This window comes from Glaciecola sp. SC05, assembly GCF_041380235.1.
Taxonomy (GTDB): Bacteria; Pseudomonadota; Gammaproteobacteria; order Enterobacterales; family Alteromonadaceae; genus Glaciecola.
Map to the genome: position 1 here is coordinate 1 of NZ_JBGIYY010000012.1, position 22,770 is coordinate 22,770.

The 22,770-nt window shown below is 42.6% G+C and carries 18 protein-coding genes, 1 tRNA gene and 1 pseudogene; 10 read left to right on the plus strand and 10 right to left on the minus strand.

Translation table 11 applies throughout. The features are described from left to right. Positions 1-196 precede the first annotated feature (196 nt). Positions 197-1,984, plus strand: coding sequence for a GGDEF domain-containing protein (locus tag AB9H30_RS11825; RefSeq protein ID WP_371194881.1), 1,788 nt, complete (start codon positions 197-199; stop codon positions 1,982-1,984). 53 nt (positions 1,985-2,037) lie between these two features. Here AB9H30_RS11825 and AB9H30_RS11830 read toward each other — a convergent pair whose 3' ends face one another. From AB9H30_RS11830 to AB9H30_RS11840, 3 genes and pseudogenes are all read right to left on the minus strand, one after another. After that, complete coding sequence (locus AB9H30_RS11830; RefSeq protein WP_371194882.1) at positions 2,038-3,648, minus strand: FAD-dependent oxidoreductase; 1,611 nt, start codon at positions 3,646-3,648, stop codon at positions 2,038-2,040. Between the two features lie 338 nt (positions 3,649-3,986). Further along, a complete protein-coding gene (locus AB9H30_RS11835) occupies positions 3,987-4,850 on the minus strand; it encodes a substrate-binding domain-containing protein (protein WP_371195011.1) in 864 nt (287 codons plus the stop codon). Between the two features lie 57 nt (positions 4,851-4,907). Beyond that, positions 4,908-5,054, minus strand: a pseudogene (locus tag AB9H30_RS11840) (LacI family DNA-binding transcriptional regulator); the annotation flags it as partial. Between the two features lie 382 nt (positions 5,055-5,436). On the opposite strand from AB9H30_RS11840, the gene AB9H30_RS11845 reads away from it, so the two are divergent. After that, the gene (locus AB9H30_RS11845; RefSeq protein ID WP_371195012.1) at positions 5,437-6,279 is read left to right on the plus strand and encodes a DUF2797 domain-containing protein; all 843 of its coding nucleotides are present in this window, start codon (positions 5,437-5,439) and stop codon (positions 6,277-6,279) included. A gap of 28 nt (positions 6,280-6,307) precedes the next feature. Here the strand turns inward: AB9H30_RS11845 and AB9H30_RS11850 are convergent. Beyond that, positions 6,308-6,394, minus strand: a tRNA-Leu gene (locus tag AB9H30_RS11850). Between the two features lie 188 nt (positions 6,395-6,582). Between AB9H30_RS11850 and AB9H30_RS11855 the strand changes: the two genes are divergently transcribed. Beyond that, positions 6,583-7,080 carry an RDD family protein gene (locus AB9H30_RS11855; RefSeq protein ID WP_371194883.1) on the plus strand — a complete coding sequence of 166 codons (498 nt, stop codon included), beginning with the start codon at positions 6,583-6,585 and terminating at the stop codon, positions 7,078-7,080. Positions 7,081-7,085: 5 nt separating this feature from the next. Here the strand turns inward: AB9H30_RS11855 and lptG are convergent, their stop codons facing one another. Next, the gene (lptG, locus tag AB9H30_RS11860) at positions 7,086-8,150 is read right to left on the minus strand and encodes an LPS export ABC transporter permease LptG (RefSeq protein WP_371194884.1); all 1,065 of its coding nucleotides are present in this window, start codon (positions 8,148-8,150) and stop codon (positions 7,086-7,088) included. Next, positions 8,143-9,246 (minus strand): LPS export ABC transporter permease LptF, encoded by a 1,104-nt coding sequence (gene lptF, locus AB9H30_RS11865; protein ID WP_371194885.1) that lies wholly within the window; start codon positions 9,244-9,246, stop codon positions 8,143-8,145. Before lptF ends, lptG begins: the two co-directional genes overlap by 8 nt. Before the next feature lie 236 nt (positions 9,247-9,482). Here lptF and pepA point away from each other — a divergent pair, with 236 nt between their 5' ends. From pepA to AB9H30_RS11890, 5 genes are all read left to right on the plus strand, one after another. Then, the gene (gene pepA / locus AB9H30_RS11870) at positions 9,483-10,988 is read left to right on the plus strand and encodes a leucyl aminopeptidase (RefSeq protein WP_371195013.1); all 1,506 of its coding nucleotides are present in this window, start codon (positions 9,483-9,485) and stop codon (positions 10,986-10,988) included. An 11-nt stretch (positions 10,989-10,999) separates the two neighbouring features. Beyond that, positions 11,000-11,458, plus strand: coding sequence for a DNA polymerase III subunit chi (locus AB9H30_RS11875; RefSeq protein WP_371194886.1), 459 nt, complete (start codon positions 11,000-11,002; stop codon positions 11,456-11,458). A gap of 51 nt (positions 11,459-11,509) precedes the next feature. Continuing rightward, entirely contained in the window at positions 11,510-14,281 is a 2,772-nt protein-coding gene (locus AB9H30_RS11880) for a valine--tRNA ligase (RefSeq protein ID WP_371194887.1), read from the plus strand. A gap of 9 nt (positions 14,282-14,290) precedes the next feature. After that, the gene (locus AB9H30_RS11885; RefSeq protein ID WP_371194888.1) at positions 14,291-15,265 is read left to right on the plus strand and encodes a phosphotransferase family protein; all 975 of its coding nucleotides are present in this window, start codon (positions 14,291-14,293) and stop codon (positions 15,263-15,265) included. Between the two features lie 189 nt (positions 15,266-15,454). After that, a complete protein-coding gene (locus AB9H30_RS11890; RefSeq protein WP_371194889.1) occupies positions 15,455-17,599 on the plus strand; it encodes a di-heme oxidoredictase family protein in 2,145 nt (714 codons plus the stop codon). Positions 17,600-17,708: 109 nt separating this feature from the next. Here AB9H30_RS11890 and AB9H30_RS11895 read toward each other — a convergent pair whose 3' ends face one another. From AB9H30_RS11895 to AB9H30_RS11905, 3 genes are all read right to left on the minus strand, one after another. Beyond that, entirely contained in the window at positions 17,709-18,533 is an 825-nt protein-coding gene (locus tag AB9H30_RS11895) for a LytR/AlgR family response regulator transcription factor (RefSeq protein WP_371194890.1), read from the minus strand. A 245-nt stretch (positions 18,534-18,778) separates the two neighbouring features. Next, a complete protein-coding gene (gene rraB / locus AB9H30_RS11900) occupies positions 18,779-19,186 on the minus strand; it encodes a ribonuclease E inhibitor RraB (protein WP_371194891.1) in 408 nt (135 codons plus the stop codon). 19 nt (positions 19,187-19,205) lie between these two features. Continuing rightward, positions 19,206-19,790 carry a 1-acylglycerol-3-phosphate O-acyltransferase gene (locus AB9H30_RS11905; RefSeq protein WP_371194892.1) on the minus strand — a complete coding sequence of 195 codons (585 nt, stop codon included), beginning with the start codon at positions 19,788-19,790 and terminating at the stop codon, positions 19,206-19,208. Positions 19,791-20,097: 307 nt separating this feature from the next. On the opposite strand from AB9H30_RS11905, the gene AB9H30_RS11910 reads away from it, so the two are divergent. Next, a complete protein-coding gene (locus tag AB9H30_RS11910) occupies positions 20,098-21,213 on the plus strand; it encodes an HD domain-containing phosphohydrolase (RefSeq protein WP_371194893.1) in 1,116 nt (371 codons plus the stop codon). 22 nt (positions 21,214-21,235) lie between these two features. Here the strand turns inward: AB9H30_RS11910 and AB9H30_RS11915 are convergent, their stop codons facing one another. After that, positions 21,236-22,174 (minus strand): D-2-hydroxyacid dehydrogenase, encoded by a 939-nt coding sequence (locus tag AB9H30_RS11915; RefSeq protein WP_371194894.1) that lies wholly within the window; start codon positions 22,172-22,174, stop codon positions 21,236-21,238. 100 nt (positions 22,175-22,274) lie between these two features. Between AB9H30_RS11915 and AB9H30_RS11920 the strand changes: the two genes are divergently transcribed. Beyond that, the gene (locus tag AB9H30_RS11920; RefSeq protein ID WP_371194895.1) at positions 22,275-22,760 is read left to right on the plus strand and encodes an SRPBCC domain-containing protein; all 486 of its coding nucleotides are present in this window, start codon (positions 22,275-22,277) and stop codon (positions 22,758-22,760) included. The last annotated feature ends 10 nt before the right edge of the window (positions 22,761-22,770 follow it).

Here is a 22,770-nt window from a genome sequence, read left to right on the forward strand (position 1 = left end):
AGGTGACGGTCTTTAGGCGACGGTTACTGTCAAAATTATGATTTGTTGTAGTTAAAGCTGGTTTAATAAGGTCTCATGTTGGTTCCAAATTGAATTGAGTTGTGATCAGAGTTATAAATGAATACACTAACAACGTGTTATGGCTCACATTAAATCTGCGGCAGATTTTATGAAATTAAAAGAGTAAGGGTACAAATTGAACTTACCAAATATTATCAAACTAGCAGCTATAGTAGTTACATTACTTGCCTTCCCCTTTCATGTCATTGCGAATACTCCACTTGATAGCTTTTTGTCACAGGTAAAAACTGTTACCTACGATTGTCCGAATCCAGCATTTCGTGAGCAGTTAAACCAATTTTTGACCTCAGAAAACTTAAGTGAGAGTCATCGTTTTCAGCTATTAGTTAATCAAACACACTATCAGAATTGCAATGGGGAAAATAACCAAGCTCAAGATACTCTCAAAGCTATTATTAGTGACCCTAAGGCAGATAAAAGTACCGAATATTTTGCTTCGGCTACATACCAGCTAGGTTTCACTTACGATGTTCAAGAACGAGACGAAAGGTGTATTCATTACGGTGATGCGCTTCGTTTATCAGAAGGGAAATTTGTAGACATAGAAATGAGCGCCACTTTAGGTCTTATTACTAACTGTCCACAAAGTGGTTATAGTAACGATAGTGAACGCTTGGCAGCCTACTTTGCACTAGTAGAAAAGTACGCCGAATCAGGTAATTTCAGAGCTTTAGCTCATATTCATAATAGTATAGGTCTTTTTTTTGGGGCAAGAGAGCAGCATGTTTTAGCTGCTGATCAATATCTCAAGGCTCATGAGATGGGACAAAATGTTTATACTGGCAGTAATCGTTTATCAATATTAATCAGTGCAATTACTTCGCTGTTAGGCAGTGGTCAATATGACAGAGCATACGAGGCTATAGAAGACTTTGCGCTGATTAATCAAGAAGTAGGAACCCCCCTAACTGATTTTTGGTATTACTACGCGAAGTCTGGTTATTATTACCGTACTAATAAAATCGCGGAATTAGAAAAGACGCTTCCGTTGCTCGCAGAGATACTGCCTAAAGTAGATACTCGATTTTATAGAGGCTTATATAGATGGTACAGTGCCGTCCCCTGCTTGTATCACAAGGATTTAGTGTGCCTCAAAGCATTCGTAGATATTGAGAATAAATTAAGTGATGCTGAGAAACCGTATGCTAGTTATGACTACCACAAGTTTTTAGTACGCTCAAACATGGCAATTGGAGATCTTCAAGCCGCTAATATGGCATTTGAAAACAGCATCCAAAGACTAGATGATATTAAACAGAATCAAGACGGTTTAGCGAGGGTAATTGGTATTGCTAATCTATACAGCCAAATATATGTGCTAGAGAATAAAATTATACTTGCCGAAAGACGTAAGGAACAGATAACCGTTGGCGCGATTCTCTTATTGGTTTTGGTTGTTGTAGTAATAGCCTATTTTATTCGTAAAAGACGTATAGCGTTATTGTCTATAGACCCCGTCACTAAGTTGCTCAATAGTAAAACAGCAGTTCATGATATCGCGAAGCTCGATTTACCAAGTGAAGGGAAGATTAATGCGCTGGCCATTTTTGACCTTGGTAACTTCCGAGAGGTCAACAGGCAAGTAGGCTCTACAAAAGGCGATTATGTTTTGCAAAAAATCGCTAGTACTCTCACTAAGGTAACTCGCAATAACGATATTTTAGGTCGCTTTGCTCCAGAGCAGTTTATTCTATGTCTAAGAGATATTGAAGAAGGCTCGGCGAAATCATTTTTTGAACGTGTTCAAGAGGCCTTAGAAAACACCTTCTTAGATGACCAGCACGGCGTTGATATAAGTGTCCGCTCAAGTATGAGTATCTACATTACTAACGAGAAATTTAATGACTTGCATACAATCCTCGATGATATGCTACTGTCTTTAAGTATCAAACCAAGTAAATAAGATACTCATAATAAATGGTTTGTATTGCTCAAGCTATAAGCAACAAAATAGTCTTACGTGGTTTGGCAAGCCTTAATATATTCTGTCCGCTTCTTGTCAGCTTGGTCGCCAAAGAGTATCTCACAGGCTTCAATGATGCCTGGTGTCGCAATAATATCTTCTTTTCTTAGCACCATTTCTATTTTTGAGCGTCGACGTAAGAAGTCCTCTAAAGTTGTGATCATTTCACGTCTTGCAGCATAGTGTAGTTCGGCTCTTAAATACTCAGCATTTTTCATTAACTGTTCTGCTTGCGACGGATCTCGCTGTATTTCATCAAGGATTTGTAATGCATGACCATCGTAGCGTCTCCATAAGCGCGTGGTAAGCTTTTCAGACGAATATTCAGGAGTCATTGAATCCAAATCAAGTAATTTGGCTCTATGCTCAAATTCAGCCTTAACGGCATGCGAGGATTCTCCATACCAAATCTTTTCTTTGTGAGGTAATTGAATTCCCATTTTGCTAATGAGCTGACAAACTTCTTCGCCAACATTTATACAGTCGGTTAACTTGCCGCCAAAAATGCTCATATACTTATCGTCTGAATTAACATCAATAGCGTGTTTTCTAGATAATTGAACCCAGTCAGCCTCACCCTTTCCGCCTTTTACAGCAAGGGGGCGAACACCGCAGCGCTCTGAAATTATATCTGCGGTCGTTAGCGGTTTTTTTAAGTCTAGCAATGCATTTACATTGTCTAAGATGAACTTACGATCTGCATCAGTGACCTCAGAGTTTGGATTTTCCACTTGGTCATCGGTTGTACCTATGCAGGTTTTTTGACCCATGGGGATCACAAAAAATAGACGACCATCAGAGGCAAAAAATGCGAGTACTTTATCCACGCTAGTAAGTTTATCAACGATCAGGTGAACGCCTTTGGAGAACAAATGGTTATGCTCAGTGACTTGATGGTTTGATTGATTAAATACATCTACCATCGGTCCACATGCGTTAATGACAGCTTTTGAGCGAATCACAAATTCTTTGCCATCAATTACGTCATAAGCTTGGGTATGCCACAGACCATCTTCAATTTTACTTTCCTTGGCACCCACATAATTAGCAACAATCGCTCCGTTATCCATTGCGCTGCGTACGAAATTAAAAACAAATCTCGCATCGTTATCATACAGAAAAGCATCCGAGTACTCGAAGCCACCCTGACAATTTTTAACGTCAATTACGCTTTCGGTTTTTTTGATTTCTGATGCGCTCAGGAAGGTTGGTTTTTGAGTGAAAAATCGTCCCATAACCCAGTACAAAAGTGTTCCGATATAGACAAACCATGCAGGAAAACGGAAACCCTTTTGTAAGGTGGTGAGGAAGCGAATTTCTTTAACGGTTGATGGGTAGCTTCTCATCAAATGGTTTCTGCTTTTACACAGTTTATTGACTAACAAATACTCATGGTTTTCAAGGTACTTAATGCCGCCCCAAGCTAGGTTAGAGGAATTAGAAGATGTATGGCCAGCAAAATCACCTCTGTCTATAAGTGCTACTTTAGCGCCTTTGCGTTTTAATGCAGCTGCCGAAACCGCACCATTTATACCCGAACCAACCACTAAAACGTCATACTCATGCTCGCTTAGTTTTTTTATGTTGGTTTGTCTTAGTAGCATAATGCCCTCAATTAAATTTAATCTGCCGAATATTTATTCGAACTGCATAACGTGCAGAAGCCCTTTTTGCAGAATTAGCTCTGTGATTCATGATTAACGAGCTTCTTATTTGTGACGAGAAATACATCAAACGAATACGTATGCCCATCGCAATAACCTTAGTCTTATCTCGCAAATATAGCGCTTGTTTACAAAGGTAAAGAGTAAAAGGAAAACATTACTGCTATTTAAACTCTTATGGCCGTTAAGGATACCACTTTGCACTAAAAGGAACATCGGTGTCCATAACAAAAATTTATCCTCAATGTTTTTCAATCCTTTGCAAGGCTACGTTTTCGTTATGAATTCCCTTTGTTTTTTAATGGGCAGGATTCGCCAATGATTAGAGGGGCATGCATTACTATTTTGTGTTCTCGCCTGCGACCGAACAATGCCTCTGCGGCTGCCCTGCCTTTTAATATACTAGGTTGTTCAATTGTTGTTAGCGTAGGCCGCGACCTTTGTGCATCGAAAATGCCATCAAAACCAGTAATCAAAACATCTGCTGGAACAGACAGCCCTAAATCCTTTGCTGCTTGAATTGCGCTCAGTGCTATTTGATCGCTCATGCAAAGCAATAGTTCTGGTCGAGATGGTTGTTGTAAAACATATTTTGCGGTTTCGTAAGCATAAAAGTGGGTATTTTCCGGAATATTCCAGATGTTTTGTTTATGAATAAGCAGGTTATTATCAAGGGCTGCCTCTTCATAGCCCTTCAGACGTTCGACCATGACATTTTCTGGTGAGTCTGACAATGTCGTATTATCCAGGCTAGTGTTTTCGTTTTGTTGGCTTAGTTTTAGCCCTAAAACCGATGTAGCATCGGGATTATGAGAAAATCCTACTTGCGCACATGCTTTGGCCGCTTGTCGATTATTGATGTTAATAGACACCCCTTTGTCTATTGTAAAGTCGATCGCGACTATGGCTTTTCTCTGATGGGCTAGTTCGTCGAGACAATCGCGTGAAGGGGGGCCGCAAAAAACAAACCCTTCAACGAAAGACTTTAGCCCTTCTATATGCTGAAGTTTGAAATATGGTGGCAACAATAAAATGCTGTAGTCTGCTTCCTCTAAAATTTGTGATATCCCTTGCAAAACGAGATTGCTGACAGGGTCTAAAAAATTGTTAGTACGTTGATCTGACAGCTTTACTGCAATCACTTTGGTTTTGCTTATTCGTAACTGACGAGATTCTGCATTAGGGCCCGCATATCCTATCTGTTCGCATGAGTGGAGTATGTCCTTTCTAAGCTCTTGCGAAAGCTGTGAAGGGCGATTAAACGCATTGGATAAGGTCGCTGTAGAGACCCCAATTTGGCTTGCAACTTCTTTTAATGTCAGGCGTTTTGTGCGGCGTTTTTTCATAGTTAGTATTAAAAAAGCGATGTACTCAATCGTGTTGTGGATAACTTTAATGTAAGTTGCTTCAAGATAACAATAATTATTGGCTACGTTTGCATCAAAATCAGAACAGAAGTATCGATGAACTGCTCAATGTATGGCCTTAAACTCTCTTAATGTATATTCTCCTATGCGGGCTTAAATAAACGGAGTCTTAAAAATATAAGCAGAAAATTATGCAAAAAAACGTATCTAAAATTTCGTTAAAAATCACTTGATTCAAGGCATAAATCGTTTTTATATGGATATGCTATTATTATAAGATGTTTACAGCAATACTCGTTTCAGGAAGGTAGTATTTAGCGCTGTCGTTGTGCATACTAACGTTATATTAAGCGCTTTGGAGTTGTTTGTGTATCAAGGTAATATTCAAAAAATGCAGGTTAGTGTAAATATCAACAATCAAGCACAATATCATTTACCTATAGATGATTTACTTGTGGATATGAACGCCCTAATAGGAAAACACATTAGCCTTACTTATGAAGGAACAATAAATTGCGTACATTGCAATCGAGTAACCAAAAAGAGCTTTAGTCAAGGATATTGTTACCCCTGTTTGATGCGTTTAGCCCAATGCGATAGCTGTATTATCAAACCTGAAAAATGCCATTATCATGAAGGTACGTGCAGAGAGCCTGAATGGGGAGAGGCCCATTGTTTGCAATCACATTTTGTCTATCTAGCTAATACAGGCGCCGCAAAGGTAGGAATTACTCGCCATGCTGTTAAGGGAGTTTCTTCGCGCTGGATAGATCAGGGGGCCTCCCAAGCACTGCCTATATTCCGCGTTACCGAGCGTAAACTTAGTGGTTTAGTCGAAACTGCACTAGCCAAACACATTAGCGATAAAACTAATTGGAGGACGATGCTTAAAGGGCATATAGCTCCTTTGGATCTGAATGATGTTAAAAACAAGTTACTTGAACAAGCGAAGCCAGAATTAGATGAGCTTATGCAAAAATTTGGCCTGCAATCTATTTCTCCAATTGATGCAGAGCAAATTGAAATTGACTATCCTGTTGTCGCTTATCCAGCAAAAATAAAATCGATTAATCTCGATAAAGAGATGGCGTTTTCTGGTGAGCTTAAAGGTATAAAAGGTCAATATCTGCTGCTAGACGGCGACCGAGTTATCAATATAAGAAAATATTCTGGATATAAGCTTTCGCTAGAAGTGCCTGCATAGGCATTTTTGAGAAACTATTAATTGTAAATGGTACCAGAGGCCGGACTTGAACCGGCACAGTATTACTACCGGCGGATTTTGAATCCGCTGCGTCTACCAATTTCGCCACTCTGGCATTGTGGAAAAACCTTCTTTCGAAGTGCCGAGCATTATAGCTATCTGGCGCTTGCTATCAAGTCTTATTTACAAATCCAATCACTGATTGTTCATTAGATGACCGTAAGCGGGTTTTGACTTAGCAAAAAAATGCTACACTCTCGCCACTTTAGTAAGCTTGTCAATCGTCGAAGGTAAAGTTCAGATATGGAATCAAACGTCTCGCAAAGAGCTGGGTTTTTTAGGCGCTTAGCCGCAATGGTTTATGACAGTCTTATTGCCGTAGCAATTGGTATGCTCTCGGCGCTTATTTTAATTGGCATACTGACTGCGCTGTTTGAGACAAATGTTTTGTCAAAGCAAGGCTACGAGCATGTGAGTGAGATTATGCAGCAAGATTGGCTCTACAAACTCATTGTTCAGGCTTGGGTGACTTTTTGGGTTTGTGCCTTCTTTTTGTGGTTTTGGAAAAACGGTGGTCAAACACTAGGAATGCGGGCATGGCGCATTCGAATATATAACTTGAACCCAGACGAGCCAGTAGGATACGGACGTTTAATAATAAGGTTGTTGAGCGCATTGGGTGGCTTAGGCACCCTATTAGTACTGTTGGATTTTCGCAATAAACTTGCATTGCAAGACCGACTGACTCGTACTGAAGTGTTGTTTTTAAGTGCCGAAGAGAACCACCATAGAGCGTGGTAGCAGAGCTACTTTCGTTTCAACAAAAAGGCCGCTAACATCGCAAATACTGCACTGGGTAACAATGCGCCTAGTACGGGGGTCAAGCTGAACACCAAACTAACTTGTCCAAACATTTCGTTACTAATGAAAAAGGCAAATCCAGCAAGTACACCCATGATTGTGCGCGCACCCATAGTGACGCTGCGCAGTGGTCCAAATATAAAAGACATCGCTAGCAACAACATTACTGCAACTGATACAGGCTGAAAGATTTTTCGCCATAGCGCCAATTCATAGCGAGCCGATTCTTGGTCGTTGTTTTCTAAGTATGCAACGTAGTCAATTAGCCCTCGTATCGACAATGCTTCTGGTTTTACCGCAACAATACCGAGTTTGTCTGGTGTTAATGAACTATCCCATTCAAGCTTTTCTAGCTGTTGATTAGAGATTTGTTGCTCAGTGAAAAACATTTGGTTAACGTCATTTAGCGTCCAGTTCTCGCCGTTAAACTGAGCAAACTCGGCTTTTACTATTTCAGTAAGGTTGAGGTCAGTATCAAATTTAAATATTTCAATGCTCTGCAAACTGTTTTGGTCAAGAACCTCCGATATGCTCACAAAATCATTGCCGTCTTTTGCCCAAGTCACCGACCCCGAAGAGAGAAGGCTTCCTCCAGACAATGCTTGGGTACGGAGCTCTTTCGCTTTACTTTCGCTTGGTGGAGTCACAAATTCGCCCAACGCCATCATTGCAATGATCACCACGACAACCGACTTCATTGCCGACATGGTAATGTTTGCTCGGCTCAGGCCTGAAGCCTGCATGACAACCAGCTCGCTGCTTTGCGCCAATAAGCCCATGCCGATGAGGCCGCCCAATAAGGTCGCCATAGGCAAAAATAGTTCAATCTCTCGAGGTAAGCTTAAAAATACGTAAAGCGCGGCAATTGTCATATCGTAATCACCTTGACCAATACGTCGCAGCTGTTCTACAAACTTAATCAATGCGCTAAGACCAAGCAATACTGATAGGGTGACTGCGATGGTACTTAACAGCGTGCGTGCGATATATAAGTCAATGATCTTAAACATTTCTTTGCCTTATGAACATTTGACGAATAATTGCACCGGTTTTTCTATCTCGGGCAATTAAGCCGATACCTATAATAAGCATCACCACATGAACCCACCATAAGCCCAAGAAACTCGGTAAGTTACCGTCCTCCATGATTCGTCTTGAGGCTAATAGCAGCAGAAAATAACCCAAATAAAGTAAAAGAGCTGGCAGCATCTTTCCAAATCTGCCTTGACGAGGATCTACCGCGCTCATCGGAACTGCAATTAGCACTAAGAACGGCAAAGAAAGAGGGATCGCGATGCGCCACTGAAATTCTGCCGATGCCTCAACACCTTCCATGTTCCAAAGTTCGGCGGTAGATACAGCAACAAGCTTGCGTCCTTCTTGCGTGCGATTTGGTGGCGTGATAGTTACGGCATATTCATCAAAGTTAACGATTTGATAGTCGTTTTGCATTTGCCGACCGTCATATTGACGACCGTTCACTAGAATTAAGGTTTGCTCGCCAAATGCGCTTTCTTCTATGCGCCCTTGTTTTGAATAAATAAGGTGTACTTCATCATCCTCTTTGGTGCGTTGAGATAAAAAGACTTTTACCAAGGAATCGGTATCATTGTCGGTATCGTGCACGAAGATAACCGCTTTGCTGTCTCCGGTTTGTTGGAATCGTCCGGGCACAACAGCTGCGATCCCACTTGTTGCCGCGGCTTCTTCTTTAAGTTGGTATTCTTTTTCAAGGGCTAAAGGAGCCAGATACAAAGTGACTACAGCAGTTACCACGGCGATTATTAGCGAAAAAAGTAATGTTACACGGGTAACGTACCACTCACTCACTCCGCATGCTTTGAGCACCGTCATTTCACTTTCGACGTACATGCGCCCGTGGGCAAGCATAATTCCCAGAAACAAACTTATTGGCAGCACTAAAGATGCCAATACCGGGCTGTATAGCGTGATGAAGCCTAACACTAAGTCAGCAGGAACATTGCCGTCAGTAGCGTCGCCCAGTACACGTACAAAGCGTAGGGTGATAAAAATTGACATTAAGATGAAAAAAACGGCAATTTGAGATTTGAATGTTTCCCGCAGGAGATATCTAAAAATAAGCATCTGGGCCAGTTTCTTTGTTTACTAAATGTTCGTTTTTGATGGAAAGGCGGCGATATTCAAGTAAGCTTACGATTTATTACAGTTTTGTATGTAAATGCCGCATAATTTGCTAAAGTGTAGCACAGAAAAATATATAGCCGATAGGCAAACAAATGTTAATTTTGCCTCGGTTTTTTAAATTCAAACAATATAAGTAATTGTCATTCAAGCAGTGCAACATGACAAAAGAGGTCATCATGGAATTTGGAGTAAAAAGCGGTAGTCCAGAGAAACAACGTAGCGCATGTATTGTGGTTGGCGTGTTTGAGCCACGTCGTTTGACGCCAGTCGCTGAGCAATTAGATGAAATTAGTGAAGGATATATCAGCAATCTTATTCGACGCGGAGATCTTGAAGGCAAGGCCGGTCAAATGTTGTTATTGCACCATGTGCCGAACGTATTGAGCGAGCGAGTTTTATTGGTTGGTTGTGGTAAAGAGCGTGAATTGAACGAACGTCAGTACAAACAAATAGTTGCTAAAACTATCCAAACCTTGAATGAAACCGGCTCAATGGAAGCCGTTAATTTTTTAACTGAGCTGCATGTCAAAGGGCGTGATACTTATTGGAAAGTCAGGCAGGCTGTAGAAGCAGCTAATGATACCCTGTATACCTTCTTACAATTAAAAACCAAAAAGGGTGAGCCTCGAAGACCATTACGTAAAATGGTATTCAACGTGCCTACACGCAGAGACCTTACGCTAGGTGAACGAGCTATTGAGCATGCTCAGGCAATCAGTAAAGGTGTCAAAGTCGCAAAAGATGTAGCGAACATGCCTCCAAACATTTGTAACCCAAAATATTTGAATGAGCAGGCAGCAGAATTAGTCTCTGAATATGCAACGTTGTCTCTTGAGACTATCGACGAGGCGAAAATGGCTGAGTTGGGCATGAATTCCTATTTAGCTGTTGGACGAGGTTCGGTTAACGAATCATTTATGAGCATTATTACGCATTCTGGTGGCCCGAAAGACCAAGCGCCAATCGTTGTAGTGGGTAAAGGCTTAACGTTTGATTCAGGCGGTATTTCAATTAAGCCGAGTGAAGCAATGGATGAAATGAAATACGACATGGGCGGAGCTGCTGGCGTATTAGGAATGATGCACGCCGTTGCAGCACTAAATTTACCTTTGAATGTGGTGGGTGTGCTGGCGGGATGTGAAAATATGCCGGATGCTAACGCTTATCGCCCAGGTGATATTTTGACAACCATGTCAGGTCAGACGGTTGAAGTATTAAATACTGATGCAGAAGGTCGTTTGGTGCTGTGTGATGCGCTAACTTACGTAGAGCGTTTAGAACCAGATACCGTTATCGATGTCGCGACGCTAACCGGAGCTTGTGTTATTGCGCTCGGTAAGCATGCCACAGCAGTATTTAGCAGTCATAATCCACTGGCGCATGAAATCGTCAATGCATCAGAGCAAAGCTCAGATAGAGCATGGCGACTGCCGCTATGGGATGAATACCAAGATCAAATCGAAAGCCCTTTTGCTGATATGACAAATTTAGGAGGGCGTCCTGCAGGAGCAATTACGGCAGCGTGCTTCTTATCTCGGTTTACCAAAAAGTACAATTGGGCGCATTTAGATGTTGCCGGCACAGCATGGCTCAGCGGAGCACGCAAAGGCGCAACCGGCAGACCTGTGCCAATGCTAACCCAATACTTGATGAATAAAGCTAACATTGCGACCGACGAATAGAGCAAGCGATTATGCAGGTGTCATTCTACGAGCTACCGGCAAGTGCACAAGCCGCCGATAACGCGCTGATGGCTCACATTGTCGAGCTAATATCAAGCAACTATCAGCAGAGGCAGTACCTGACGGTGCTGTGCTCTGATAAAAAGCATGCAGAGGCCATAGATGAATATATCTGGCAGCAGCCGCCAAATTTGTTTATTGCCCACAATTTGCTAGGTGAGGGTCCAGCGAACGGCTCGCCTGTTGAAATCACCTGGTTAAGCGCTTTAGACAGCCATGCTATTCGCAATAAGAAGCTGGTGATTAATGTGTCCAATCAATTTTTACCAACCTTTGCTTCGTATCAGCACGTTGTTGATTTTGTGCCCGGTGACGAAACCCTTAAAATGGCCGCACGTGAGCGATATAAGCAATACAAACAGGCCGGCTGCAGAATGGTCTTTGTCAATGCTGATGAGCACTCAAACTAAACTTACATCTGGTGTTTGCGCCTTACTTAATTGAAAAAGAGAAGCTTTTCCATGGAAAAAACATTTAACCCTAGTCAAATTGAACAAGCTTGTTACCAGCATTGGGAATCTAAAGGCATGTTTACTCCGTCTGGACAGGGCGAGCCTTATTGCATTTTATTACCGCCTCCAAATGTCACGGGTAGTCTGCATATGGGGCATGCTTTTCAACACACTATTATGGATGCCTTGATTCGCTACCATCGTATGAAGGGTGATAATACCCTATGGCAATGTGGTACTGATCATGCGGGTATTGCTACGCAAATGGTAGTTGAGCGTCAGCTAAATGCACAGGGCCAAACTCGGCATGACTTAGGTCGTGAAAAATTTGTTGAGCGCGTCTGGGAATGGAAAGAAGAATCGGGCGGGAATATTACGCAACAAATGCGCCGCTTGGGTACTTCGCCAGATTGGGATCGTGAAGTATTCACGATGGACGACAAGCTCTCAGCAGCGGTGCAAGAGGTCTTTGTTCAGCTATATGACGAAGGGCTTATTTACCGTGGCAAACGCCTAGTAAACTGGGACCCCGTGCTGCTTACCGCAGTATCCGACTTAGAGGTGGTCAGCGAGGAAGAAGACGGCTCGATGTGGCATATGCGCTATCCGCTGAGCGATGGCAGTTCCAGTATAGTCGTGGCTACCACTCGCCCTGAGACCATGTTGGGTGACAGCGCAGTTGCAGTGCACCCTGATGATGAGCGTTACAAAAATATGGTGGGTAAAACCATAACTCTTCCGCTCACCGGCCGCGAAATTCCTATAATCGCCGATGACTATGTAGATAAAGACTTTGGTACTGGGTGCGTAAAAATTACTCCTGCGCACGATTTTAATGACTACGAGATGGGCAAACGTCATAACTTAGCACTTATCAATATTCTTTGTGATGATGCAAAAATCAACGATGAAGCACCTGAAGCCTATCGCGGATTAGATCGCTTTGAATGCCGTAAGCGCATTGTTGCAGACTTGGATGCTCTTGGCTTATTGGTGGAAATAAAACCACATAAATTAAAAGTCCCTAGGGGTGATCGAAGTGGTGTCGTCATCGAACCGTACTTGACTAACCAATGGTATGTGGCAGTAGAGTCTTTGGCTAAACCCGCTATTGAAGCGGTGGAGTCAGGCGAAATTAGGTTTGTTCCTGAAAATTGGAACAAAACCTATTATCAATGGATGCACAATATCCAAGACTGGTGTATCTCTCGTCAGCTTTGGTGGGGGCACCGCATACCGGCATGGTTTGACGAGCACGGCAAAGTATATGTTGGTAAGTCAGAAGCGGAGGTGCGCAGTAAATATAGTCTATCGAACGATATAGCGTTACGCCAAGATGAAGACGTTCTCGATACCTGGTTTTCATCAGCGCTGTGGCCATTTGCGACAATGGGATGGCCTGAAAAAACACCCGAGTTGAATACCTTTGTGCCAAGTTCGGTGCTGGTTACTGGCTTCGATATTATTTTCTTTTGGGTCGCCAGAATGATCATGATGACTAAAAAGTTTACGGGGCAAATTCCTTTTAAAGATATCTATATCACCGGGCTTGTTAGAGACGAGAACGGCGACAAAATGTCAAAATCTAAAGGAAATGTGCTCGATCCTATCGATGTTATTGACGGCATTGACTTAGAAGCGTTAGTTGCCAAGCGTACCACTGGGATGATGCAGCCGCAGCTCGCTGAAAAAATCACTAAGCAAACTCGCAAACAGTTTCCAAACGGTATTGACCCCTATGGTACAGATGCCTTGCGCTTTACCTTTGCTGCAATGGCTTCAACCAGTCGCGATATTAACTTTGATATGAGTCGTGTTGAGGGCTATCGTAATTTTTGCAATAAAATTTGGAACGCCACTCGCTTTGTTTTGATGAATACTGAAGAGTTTGACACCGGAAATGCCGGTGGCGAGTTGGTGCTAAGCCCATTTGATAAATGGATTTGGTCTCGTTTTGAACGCACGGTGGCGCAGTTTGAACAGCAGCTTAGTGAGTATCGATTTGACCTTGCGGCGCAGACTTTGTACGAATTTACGTGGAACCAATTTTGCGATTGGTATTTGGAATTAAGTAAACCGATAGTCAATAGTGAAACGGCCAGCGAGGCTGAAAAACGTGGAACGCGCCATACTCTTATCAACGTACTTGAGCAACTAATGCGGGTGCTTCATCCGTTTATGCCTTTTATTACCGATGAAATCTGGCAAAAGATAAAACCGCTTTCTGCAAATGTCACAAATGCTCCAAGTATCATGGTTGATGCTTTTCCAACATTCACGAAGTCTTTAATCGATGAGCAATCCGAGCAGGATATTGAATGGGTAAAAGCGTTTGTAATGGGCATTAGAAATATTCGCGGAGAAATGGATATTGCTCCTTCTAAACGCCTCCCAGTATTATTGCATAATATGCATGCACAAGATGTATCAAGACTTGCCAATACTCAATCGTATTTATTGACCCTAGCCAAACTTGAAAGCATCGATGTTTTAGATGCATCGGCTCAGGCGCCTGCCTCTGCAACGGCCTTGGTAGGTGAGATGGAAATATTAATACCGATGGCGGGTCTAATCGACAAAGCCGCAGAACTGGCGAGACTGAATAAGGCTGCTGACAAGCTCGAAAAAGATGTCGCAAGAACAGAAGGTAAACTAAATAATCAAAACTTTGTTGGAAAAGCGCCAGTTGAAGTAATTGATAAAGAAAAAGCTAAGCTTGCAGATGCAAAGATGCAGCTCGATAAGATTAAAGAGCAGCGCATCGCTATAGAAAAAATGTAGTGAAACAAGATGCCTGAAGCGGATTTTTTACTGACAAAAATTCAAGATCTTTTTGAAGATCCTCAGGCATCGAAACTTCATCAAGTACAAGCACTGTGGAGTGGGTATGGTGAAATTGCCCGCTATCGATTACCGGCTTCGCAAAGCTTTTGTATTACAAAACATATTAAGTTACTCAATACCCCTCATCATCCAAGAGCTTGGAACACAGATTTTTCGCATCAGCGTAAAGTCTCCTCATATTATAACGAGCAGCGCTTTTATGAAGAACTTGCCACGCACTGCAGTGCTCAATGCAGAGTACCAAAAATGGAAGCGTCTGGCGCGTCAAGTAAAGACATCTGGATAATCATGGAAGATTTAGATGCTGAAGGCTTAGATACACGTTTTTCAAACGCAAATTTAGCGGTGGCTAAAAAGTGTGTATCTTGGCTTGCGAATTTTCATGCTAGCTTTTTTGCGGCAAACATCAGCGCTGTTTGGCCTATTGGTACTTACTGGTTTTTAGATACCCGACCTGAGGAATGGCAGAAAATGCAGAGCTCTAACTTAAAAGATGCGGCCAAGTTAATTGATCAGCGTTTGAATAATGCGGTGTATACGACCCTTTTGCATGGGGATGCTAAATTAGCGAATTTTTGTTTTTCGTCTGATGTCCTTCACGTCGCCGCAGTTGACTTTCAATATGTTGGCAGAGGCTGTGGGGTAAAAGATCTCGTATATTTCTTAGGCAGTTGTTTTGATAATCATCAGCTGTATCAGTATATGCCATCGATGGTAAATGCATACTTTATAGAGCTTAAAAGAGTACTTTCTTCTTCATTATCACAATGCAGTTTGGAGAGCCTGGATGAAGAATGGCGAGGCTTAATCCCCTTCGCTTGGGCAGATTTTGAGCGCTTTTTAGTAGGATGGTCGCCAGGCCATAAAAAACTAAATAGTTATTCACAAGCACAAACTGAAATGGCGCTAGGTTTATTGTGAAGCGCCTTAAATGACGCATCAAATCCCTGTCTAAGCTTCATTTACTGTCATTAAATTACTCAAAAAGCCCGACTAGTCGTGCCTATATACCTTTTTAGCGCTAATGTCAGCTGGAGATATTTTTTCATGTTACAAATATGTTATGAAATCATTTTGCGACGAAAAATGCGGTAGCCGTCTGGAACAACCATGAAACAACATCTTGTATACCTCTTTTTAGCCTTTTTTGCCTTAAGTGGGTGTGGCGGCGGCGATACATCGGAGCCAGCAACTCCTAACCCACCGCCGGTGACACCACCACCCGTAACACCACCAACGCTGCCACCGCCGGTTGATACTGAGTCAATCATTACCGCGCTATATGATGAAAATACAAGCTTAGAAGATGTGAGCCGTTTTGTGCGTGATGATGGCGTGCTGATAACGCGAATTGGTGATCGTGGCAGAGATCGCCATGCAAAAGATATAACCATCCAAGATCATTATGACCATTACCTTGCTCACTATTGGGAATTCCGTACCGCGAGGATACAACTTGAAGATCATGTGCCAAATGGACAAAGTCTTATTAGAGCGACTTTTATTACTGAAGCAAAGTTAGGCGCTCGAGAGTTCAGAGTATGGTTTTGGGGTCGTAATACGACAGGACAATTTCATTTCAATCCACAAAAAGAGGAAGCGAAAGTTAATCCAAACGAAACTGGTGTGGTGTTTGTCGGTAAAGGCACTTGGAACGAAGATTTTGAAAAGATCAGTGAAGAGGGTATTCAACACATGTATACCTTGGACATTGTCAACAAGTGGGAAAATGGAGGACAGTTTCAGCCTACTTTGGAGCCTGGCATGAACATGGAATTTGAAGTCAGTCAATTTTTGTTAAATCCTCCAGCCGGGGCTCGTTTGAACTACTATGGTACTTCTTTTGTTTATGTGATTGGTCAGACTGGCGTAGCACCATTTGAATGGGAGCGGGGCGTTGAAAATCAATTCGGTTCAAATGACGGCACGCCCATTCCTGCAAAAGGTTTATCAGGTGGTGAGACAACCTTAGGCTATAACTATAGCGAGGAGCCTGCAGGTAGGTTTATGCAGATGGCTACTAATTTAAGTGCACACAATGCTCAACCTTTTGTTGAGGGTAGGCGCGTACATCACACTAATTTTGAAGATGGCAGCCATGACGAACGTTTAGATAACCCCATTTGGACAGAACAAGTCGGCAAACTTGGCAAGCATTACATTAATCATTCTTGTGCTGCATGCCATGTAAGAAATGGAAAAGCGCTTGTGGGCGATGTAGGTGAAAGTCTTGAGAAATGGGTATTTAGAGTAGGTGACGTAAGTGGAAATCCGCATCCGTTGATGGGACAAGTATTGCAACCTGAGATTGAGGGAGCGGGCGTATCTGAAGGTCAGGTCACATTGGGTCCATGGACAGAGCTAGAAAATGGCCTAAGGTCGCCAAATTATCTTTTCTCAAACGGCGCACCGCCACAGTTTTCGGCTCGCATAGCCCCGCAATTAGTGGGCTTAGGCTTGCTAGAAGCTGTCTCTGAATCTCAAATTTTAGAATGGGAAGATGCTGATGATGCCGATAATGACGGAATATCGGGGCGCGCTTCAATCGTTGAAGACCCAAGCAACGGGGTAATGCGCTTAGGACGGTTTGGCTATAAAGCTGGGACTTTCAGCGTTAAACACCAAAGTGCCAGCGCACTAAATACCGATATGGGCGTTATGACAAGCATGCTTCCAGAGCCTGACTGCGGCAGTGCACAAAACGATTGTGGCGAGTCTGGCGCCGAATTATCCGAGCAGAACCTAGACAAACTAGTGAAGTATCTAAGTTTACTCGGAGTGGGGGCCAGAAGAGATTATGCCAACGAAGTTGGTGAAACAATGTTTGCAGATATAGGATGTGCGAGTTGTCATAGACCAACCATGAATACAAGCCCCTTTCATCCATTGGCAGAATTACGCAATCAAACTATTCACCCGTATACTGATTTATTATTGCACGATATGGGACCTGGCTTAGCCGACAACTTGGCGGAAGGTTCAGCATCTGGAGCAGAATGGCGAACGGCACCGTTATGGGGATTGGGTTTAGCGAAAAACGTGATGTTAGGAGACGCAAAAGCTAACGACACCATTTCACTTGCTAGACGCTCTGACGACGATACTCGTATTGGCTATCTCCACGATGGCCGTGCGAGAACGATAGAGGAGGCCATTTTGTGGCACGGTGGTGAGGCTGAAGTGTCTAAACAGACCTACGTTGATTTAAGCGCTCAAGACAAGACGGCGCTGCTAAGCTTCTTAGAAAGTTTGTAAAAAGGTCTGGGTCAGTAGGTGTTTGCTTATTGACCTTTATTATTGGCTACAGCTAATGCATCATGCTTGCTAAAAGAAATCCGACATTGTTGGTGATACTTGAGATTGCTTAGGTACCTAAAAACTCTTTAACAACATCTTTATAATTGCGGCTGACTTTAATTTTGTCGTGTTCGCCGAGTATCAGATAAAACTCACCCTTTGAATGGGGTATTACTTTTTTAACAAAATTCAAATTAACGATTGTTGAGCGATGTACGCGTTTAAATTTGGATTCATCAAGTTCGGCTAATAACTCTTTTAAGGTCGTGCGCTTAACATGTGTTTCGCCGCCGATGTGTAAACACATATAATCTCCAGCCGCGTCAATCCATTCAATTTCTTTTTGATCGAGTAAATGAATTTCGTCTCTGTCTTTTACCACGATGCGACTAGTTGTGTTGAGTTCAGGAGCGGCATGATGGTCATCACGTCGGTTATTCATTTGCAAATTTTGCTCGGCGTAAGCAATTTGCTCGATAGCACCAAGTACAGCAGGCTTTGTCTGGTACTTTGACTCTTTGATTTGCAATCGTGCAATGGCTCTTGTCACTGCTCGCTTTGCGCGCTCGCTGTCGATAGGCTTGAGGATGTAGTCAACCGCATTAGAATCAAATGCATCTAGCGCATATTGTTCATAGGCGGTTGAAAACACAACTAGCGGCATTACATCGCCCTGTATTCTTTTTATGACTTCTAAGCCAGAGATGCCTGGCATTTGTATGTCTAAAAATAATAAGTCTGGAGAAAGTTCGGTTACACCCTTCAGGGCCTCGCGACCATTCTTGCATTCGCCAACAATTTCAACCTCTGGGATTTTTTCAAGAATTGCCCTCATCAATCTAAGAGCTAATGGTTCGTCATCAACTATTAAGGTGCGGATGCGCTGAGTCATAAAGAGTTACCCTGTGGTCGAGTATTCACCAACTATGCTGTCCTTTTTACGCTAAGTACCAGCTTTGGTCTAGTTTTCTAGCTGAGTTATCTGTCTATGTTACTGAATATTTGCACTGAGCAAAACCCGTTAAGGGTATTTAAAGTGATGTTTTATTTGCAAAAGGCATAAAACATCTGACTTTATCTCACTTAATATGCATCGTTGAGCGGTCACTATCCAGAGTAACTAGAACGCAACAGACCCTAGTCATCGTCTATAGTGAAATCGTCGTCTTCTTCATCGGCATATTCAATTGAGTCGTCACCTACATAATAGGTACCCCAGCCGTCGTAATGTACGCCGTGTTTCTCGGCAAGTGCCAGAAGGGTTTGCGTGTCTTTATTGAATATAGTGAGATCGAGCATTTTTTCGATGATAGCATCAAAACAAAATACAGTGCCACCATCGTCCAGCACCAGTTCTTCTGCATCGGTCACTTCAAATCCGGCTTTAAATGCGTCGACAGCCGCTTTTTCAAGAATATCGAAGTCTTTACTGGCAAAATGATGCTCTATGATATGCGGTTGACTAACATCGCTACCATCGTCTTTTAAGGCTTGTATGGTTTCTTCGTTAAACTCGTACCAAGCTTGTAATTCTTCGTTGTTCATTTTTCTTCCTTAACTCTTATTATTTAAGAGTGGCGGCTTCTGCCGTTAAATCTTTATATTTAGCTCTGATTAGCGACTCAAAAGCCTGAGACAGTTGCTTCGGATTTTGGTCTTCTTGGATATCAACAGGGTCCATTACCTCAATTATGATCGTGCCATTGTCCCAGCGGTTAAATCGAATGCTATGATGGTTGTCGCTGCAACAAACTGGAACGATCCTGAGTTTGGTTTCTACTGCCAGTCTAAACGCACCAGTTTTGAAAGGCAGCACACCCTTTCCTCGACTTCGAGTGCCCTCTGGAAACATCCAAATTGATAAGCCTCTCTTTCTGGCTTTTTGCCCTGCAAGCGAGAGGGTATTGCGGGCTTTGCCGGAATCTTTTCTATCAATCATGATATTGCCAGACAACCAATAGATAAGGCCAAATATCGGGATCCACTTTAGACTTTTCTTACCAATGGTAACAACGCCAGGCAGCGCAGCCTTGCTGATCGTCACTAAATCCCAAGTATTTTGATGATTCGCTACAAATACATAGCTTTCGTCTTCTCGAATCTTCTCAGATACCCTGAGTTCGAGTTTTACCCCCAAAATCTTCGCCATAGTGCAGTATACTTTGCCTGCTAAATTTACGTTGTTGCGATGCATTGGGCGAACTAAAAAAGCGATGATTAAAAAAGCATTGACTAAAATGAAGTAGAAAAATAAAACGATAGCTCTTACAAGGCCTAGCACATAAAGTTCCAGCGGGTGAAGATTGGCGTAGATTATACGCAGTTTTGCATCAGAGCAAAGCTGATCAGTTAATATAATTCACTGAGCTTTGCTTGCGCTATGTGTTCTTAGGTTAATTCTCATCCAGTCGATAAACTCAGTAGTGTTTATTCTCAGGCAACGGGTACATTTTCATATGGCAATATTTACTCCAGAAGAACTCGAACAGGATATCCTCAATGACCTTAGCGAGGAAATACAAGAGCTCTACGAAGCCAGCGAGCAAACCTTAATTGAGTTGGAGCTTACCCCCACCGATAACGAACTTCAACGGTCGCTTTTTCGCTCGGTTCATACCATAAAAGGCGACCTCGGTCTTGTGGGTTTTGTCCCTATGATTGAGGTGCTTCAGTACTTAGAAGATATCTTGGACCTATTGCGCAAGGGTGAAGCAAGCTACACCAGTATGCTCAGTGATCTTGTGCTAAAGCTGATGGATAGAGTAACTCGTTTTGTGACAGACTGTATAAAGAATGGTCAGGCGCATTATGACAAAGAAGGGCTTGATGCGACTATTGTTGTAATTAAGCAAATTCATGCTGGAAATAAGTCTGACCACGAGCAATTGTTGCAAAAAGCAATTAATTGCCTGACCCATCAAGAAAACAAAGGTTGCTCTGATGTTCAAGGCAAACAACTTGAATTAGCCAAAACTGGTATTCCTAAAGATCTGTCACCAGACAAGCAAGGTGATCTACTATTTTTTAGAGAGTTGATGCGCCCGATAGAAAAGCGAGCCGGTTACAAAGAGGGCAGAGGAGATCGCCTAGCTATTTTAGCATTTTATATAAACGGTTTAAGTGAGCAACCCATTGCCGAAGAGCAACTTGCTGTAGCGTGCTATGTGCATGATTTTGGCATGGCCTTTATGCCCAATCATGTAGTTATGAAAACAGATAAATTAACTAATTTAGAAGCGAATTTAATGCGCTCACATGTTTATAAGAGCACTCGGTTGTTAGAACATTTAAGTATTTGGGACGAGGCGCGAAAAATCGTTATGCAGCACCATGAAAATTTGGACGGTAGCGGATATCCTCTTGGACTCAAGGGTGACCAAATATGCAATGGTGCTAAGCTTTTAGCGATTCTTGACCGCTATGACAATCTTACAAACCTCCCCCAAGAAAATGAGCAAAGCTTAACGCCAAAACAAGCCGTAATTGCGCTCAATCAAAACTATAAGGGGCAGCTCAGTGGCAATTGGATGCGTTTGTTTAACCAAGGTATGACGCAGTTTTTAAAACAATAAGCCCGGAGCGCTTTACACGGCCTCAGTAGCCCTTCAAAAAGTCATGTTCAAATAGCAAAGGCTGCCCTTCTGAATACCGCTGTAGATTATTTTTAAACACCGAAAATACTTTATGTGGCTCGGATACCGCCGCTGTGTGGTTTGTGATCAAACAATTTTCTAGTGCATAAAAAGCGTGGTTATTCGGCAGGGGCTCTTCTGTAAAAACATCCAACACAGCGGCTTTAATCTGCTTGAGAGTTAGGGCTTCAACAAGTACTTTGTCGTTTTTCAGGATACTGCCTCGGCCAACGTTTAAGAAAATTGCGCTGCTTTTCATCGCATCAAAAAAAGCCTTGTTACAAATTCCAACAGTGTTTTGCGTTTCGGGGAGTAGGTTTACGATAAAATCGCAGTCATGTGCAAAACGGTGAATATCAGTTAGCGAGTAGTAATCGACATTTTCTAGAGGTTGATTGGTGGCGGTAATTGCCGAAATATTCATGTCAAAGTTCAGCGCCAATCGCGCAAGTTCACAGCCAATGTTACCTAATCCCATTATTCCTAAGCGTTTACCTGCCAGCGTGGCGATCTTCATAGTTTGCCATGAATGAGACGCTTGAAGAGCCTGTAATTCAGGAATTTGACGCTGGAAGTAAAGAAGGTAAGCGAACACATACTCTCGCATTTGCGCGGCATAAATCCCCTTGGTGCCTGTGAGTTTATAGTCTTGTTTTGATAATTTTTGGAGTTTGTTATTGCCAGCCCAAGCGGATTGTAGCCAACGCAGTTTTTTGCAGCGCGAAATAAACTGCGATGCGATGTCTGGCTCAGACAATAAAATATCCGCGTGTTGCTCAACATCTGGCGTTGATGTGGGTCCTGCGTAGATTAATTCTACTGCTGCGGGCAAGCTTGAAGCTGTTTCAAAATACTTTTGATAGATGGCAAAATCACGGCTAACAATGGCAAGTTTTGACAAGAGGCGGGTCCTTAAAAAAATCGCGTTTAGTGATGAAGATTTTATTGCAAATGCCGATACCAATTATTCATCGGAGACGGCAAAGAGGTTCGCATAATTTATGTTCGATTTCACTATAAATGGCATTTTAAACGCAAGTCTTCCGAAAGTGTTTGAGGCTTTTACTCGCCCCGAACTCTTAATACGATGGAGTGCCCCTGGCAATTTATCGGTATCTCAGTTTCATTCTCATTGTGTAGCCGGCGGAAACTATCAAATGGTAGTGCAATCGGCAGACGGTTTTCAGCAAACGGTGGTGGGAACCTATCAAGATATTCAGCACAACAGCAGCTTAAGCTTTACGTGGCGGTGGGAAGATACTAACGACATCAGTAAGGTAGAAATAAATTTTAGCGAAAAAGAAAATGGTGCCACTAATATTCGATTGAGCCAAAGAGGCTTTAAACGTGAGCAAGATATGCATCAGCAGCAGTATAGCTGGCTAGCGTGTTTTGAAAAACTGGCTCTGGTACTTAAAGATGCAGAACAAAGCCTGCCTGTAGAACTAGAAAAATACTTCGCCAGTCAAGCGGCTGCTCAGTTGTAAAGTCAGGCGG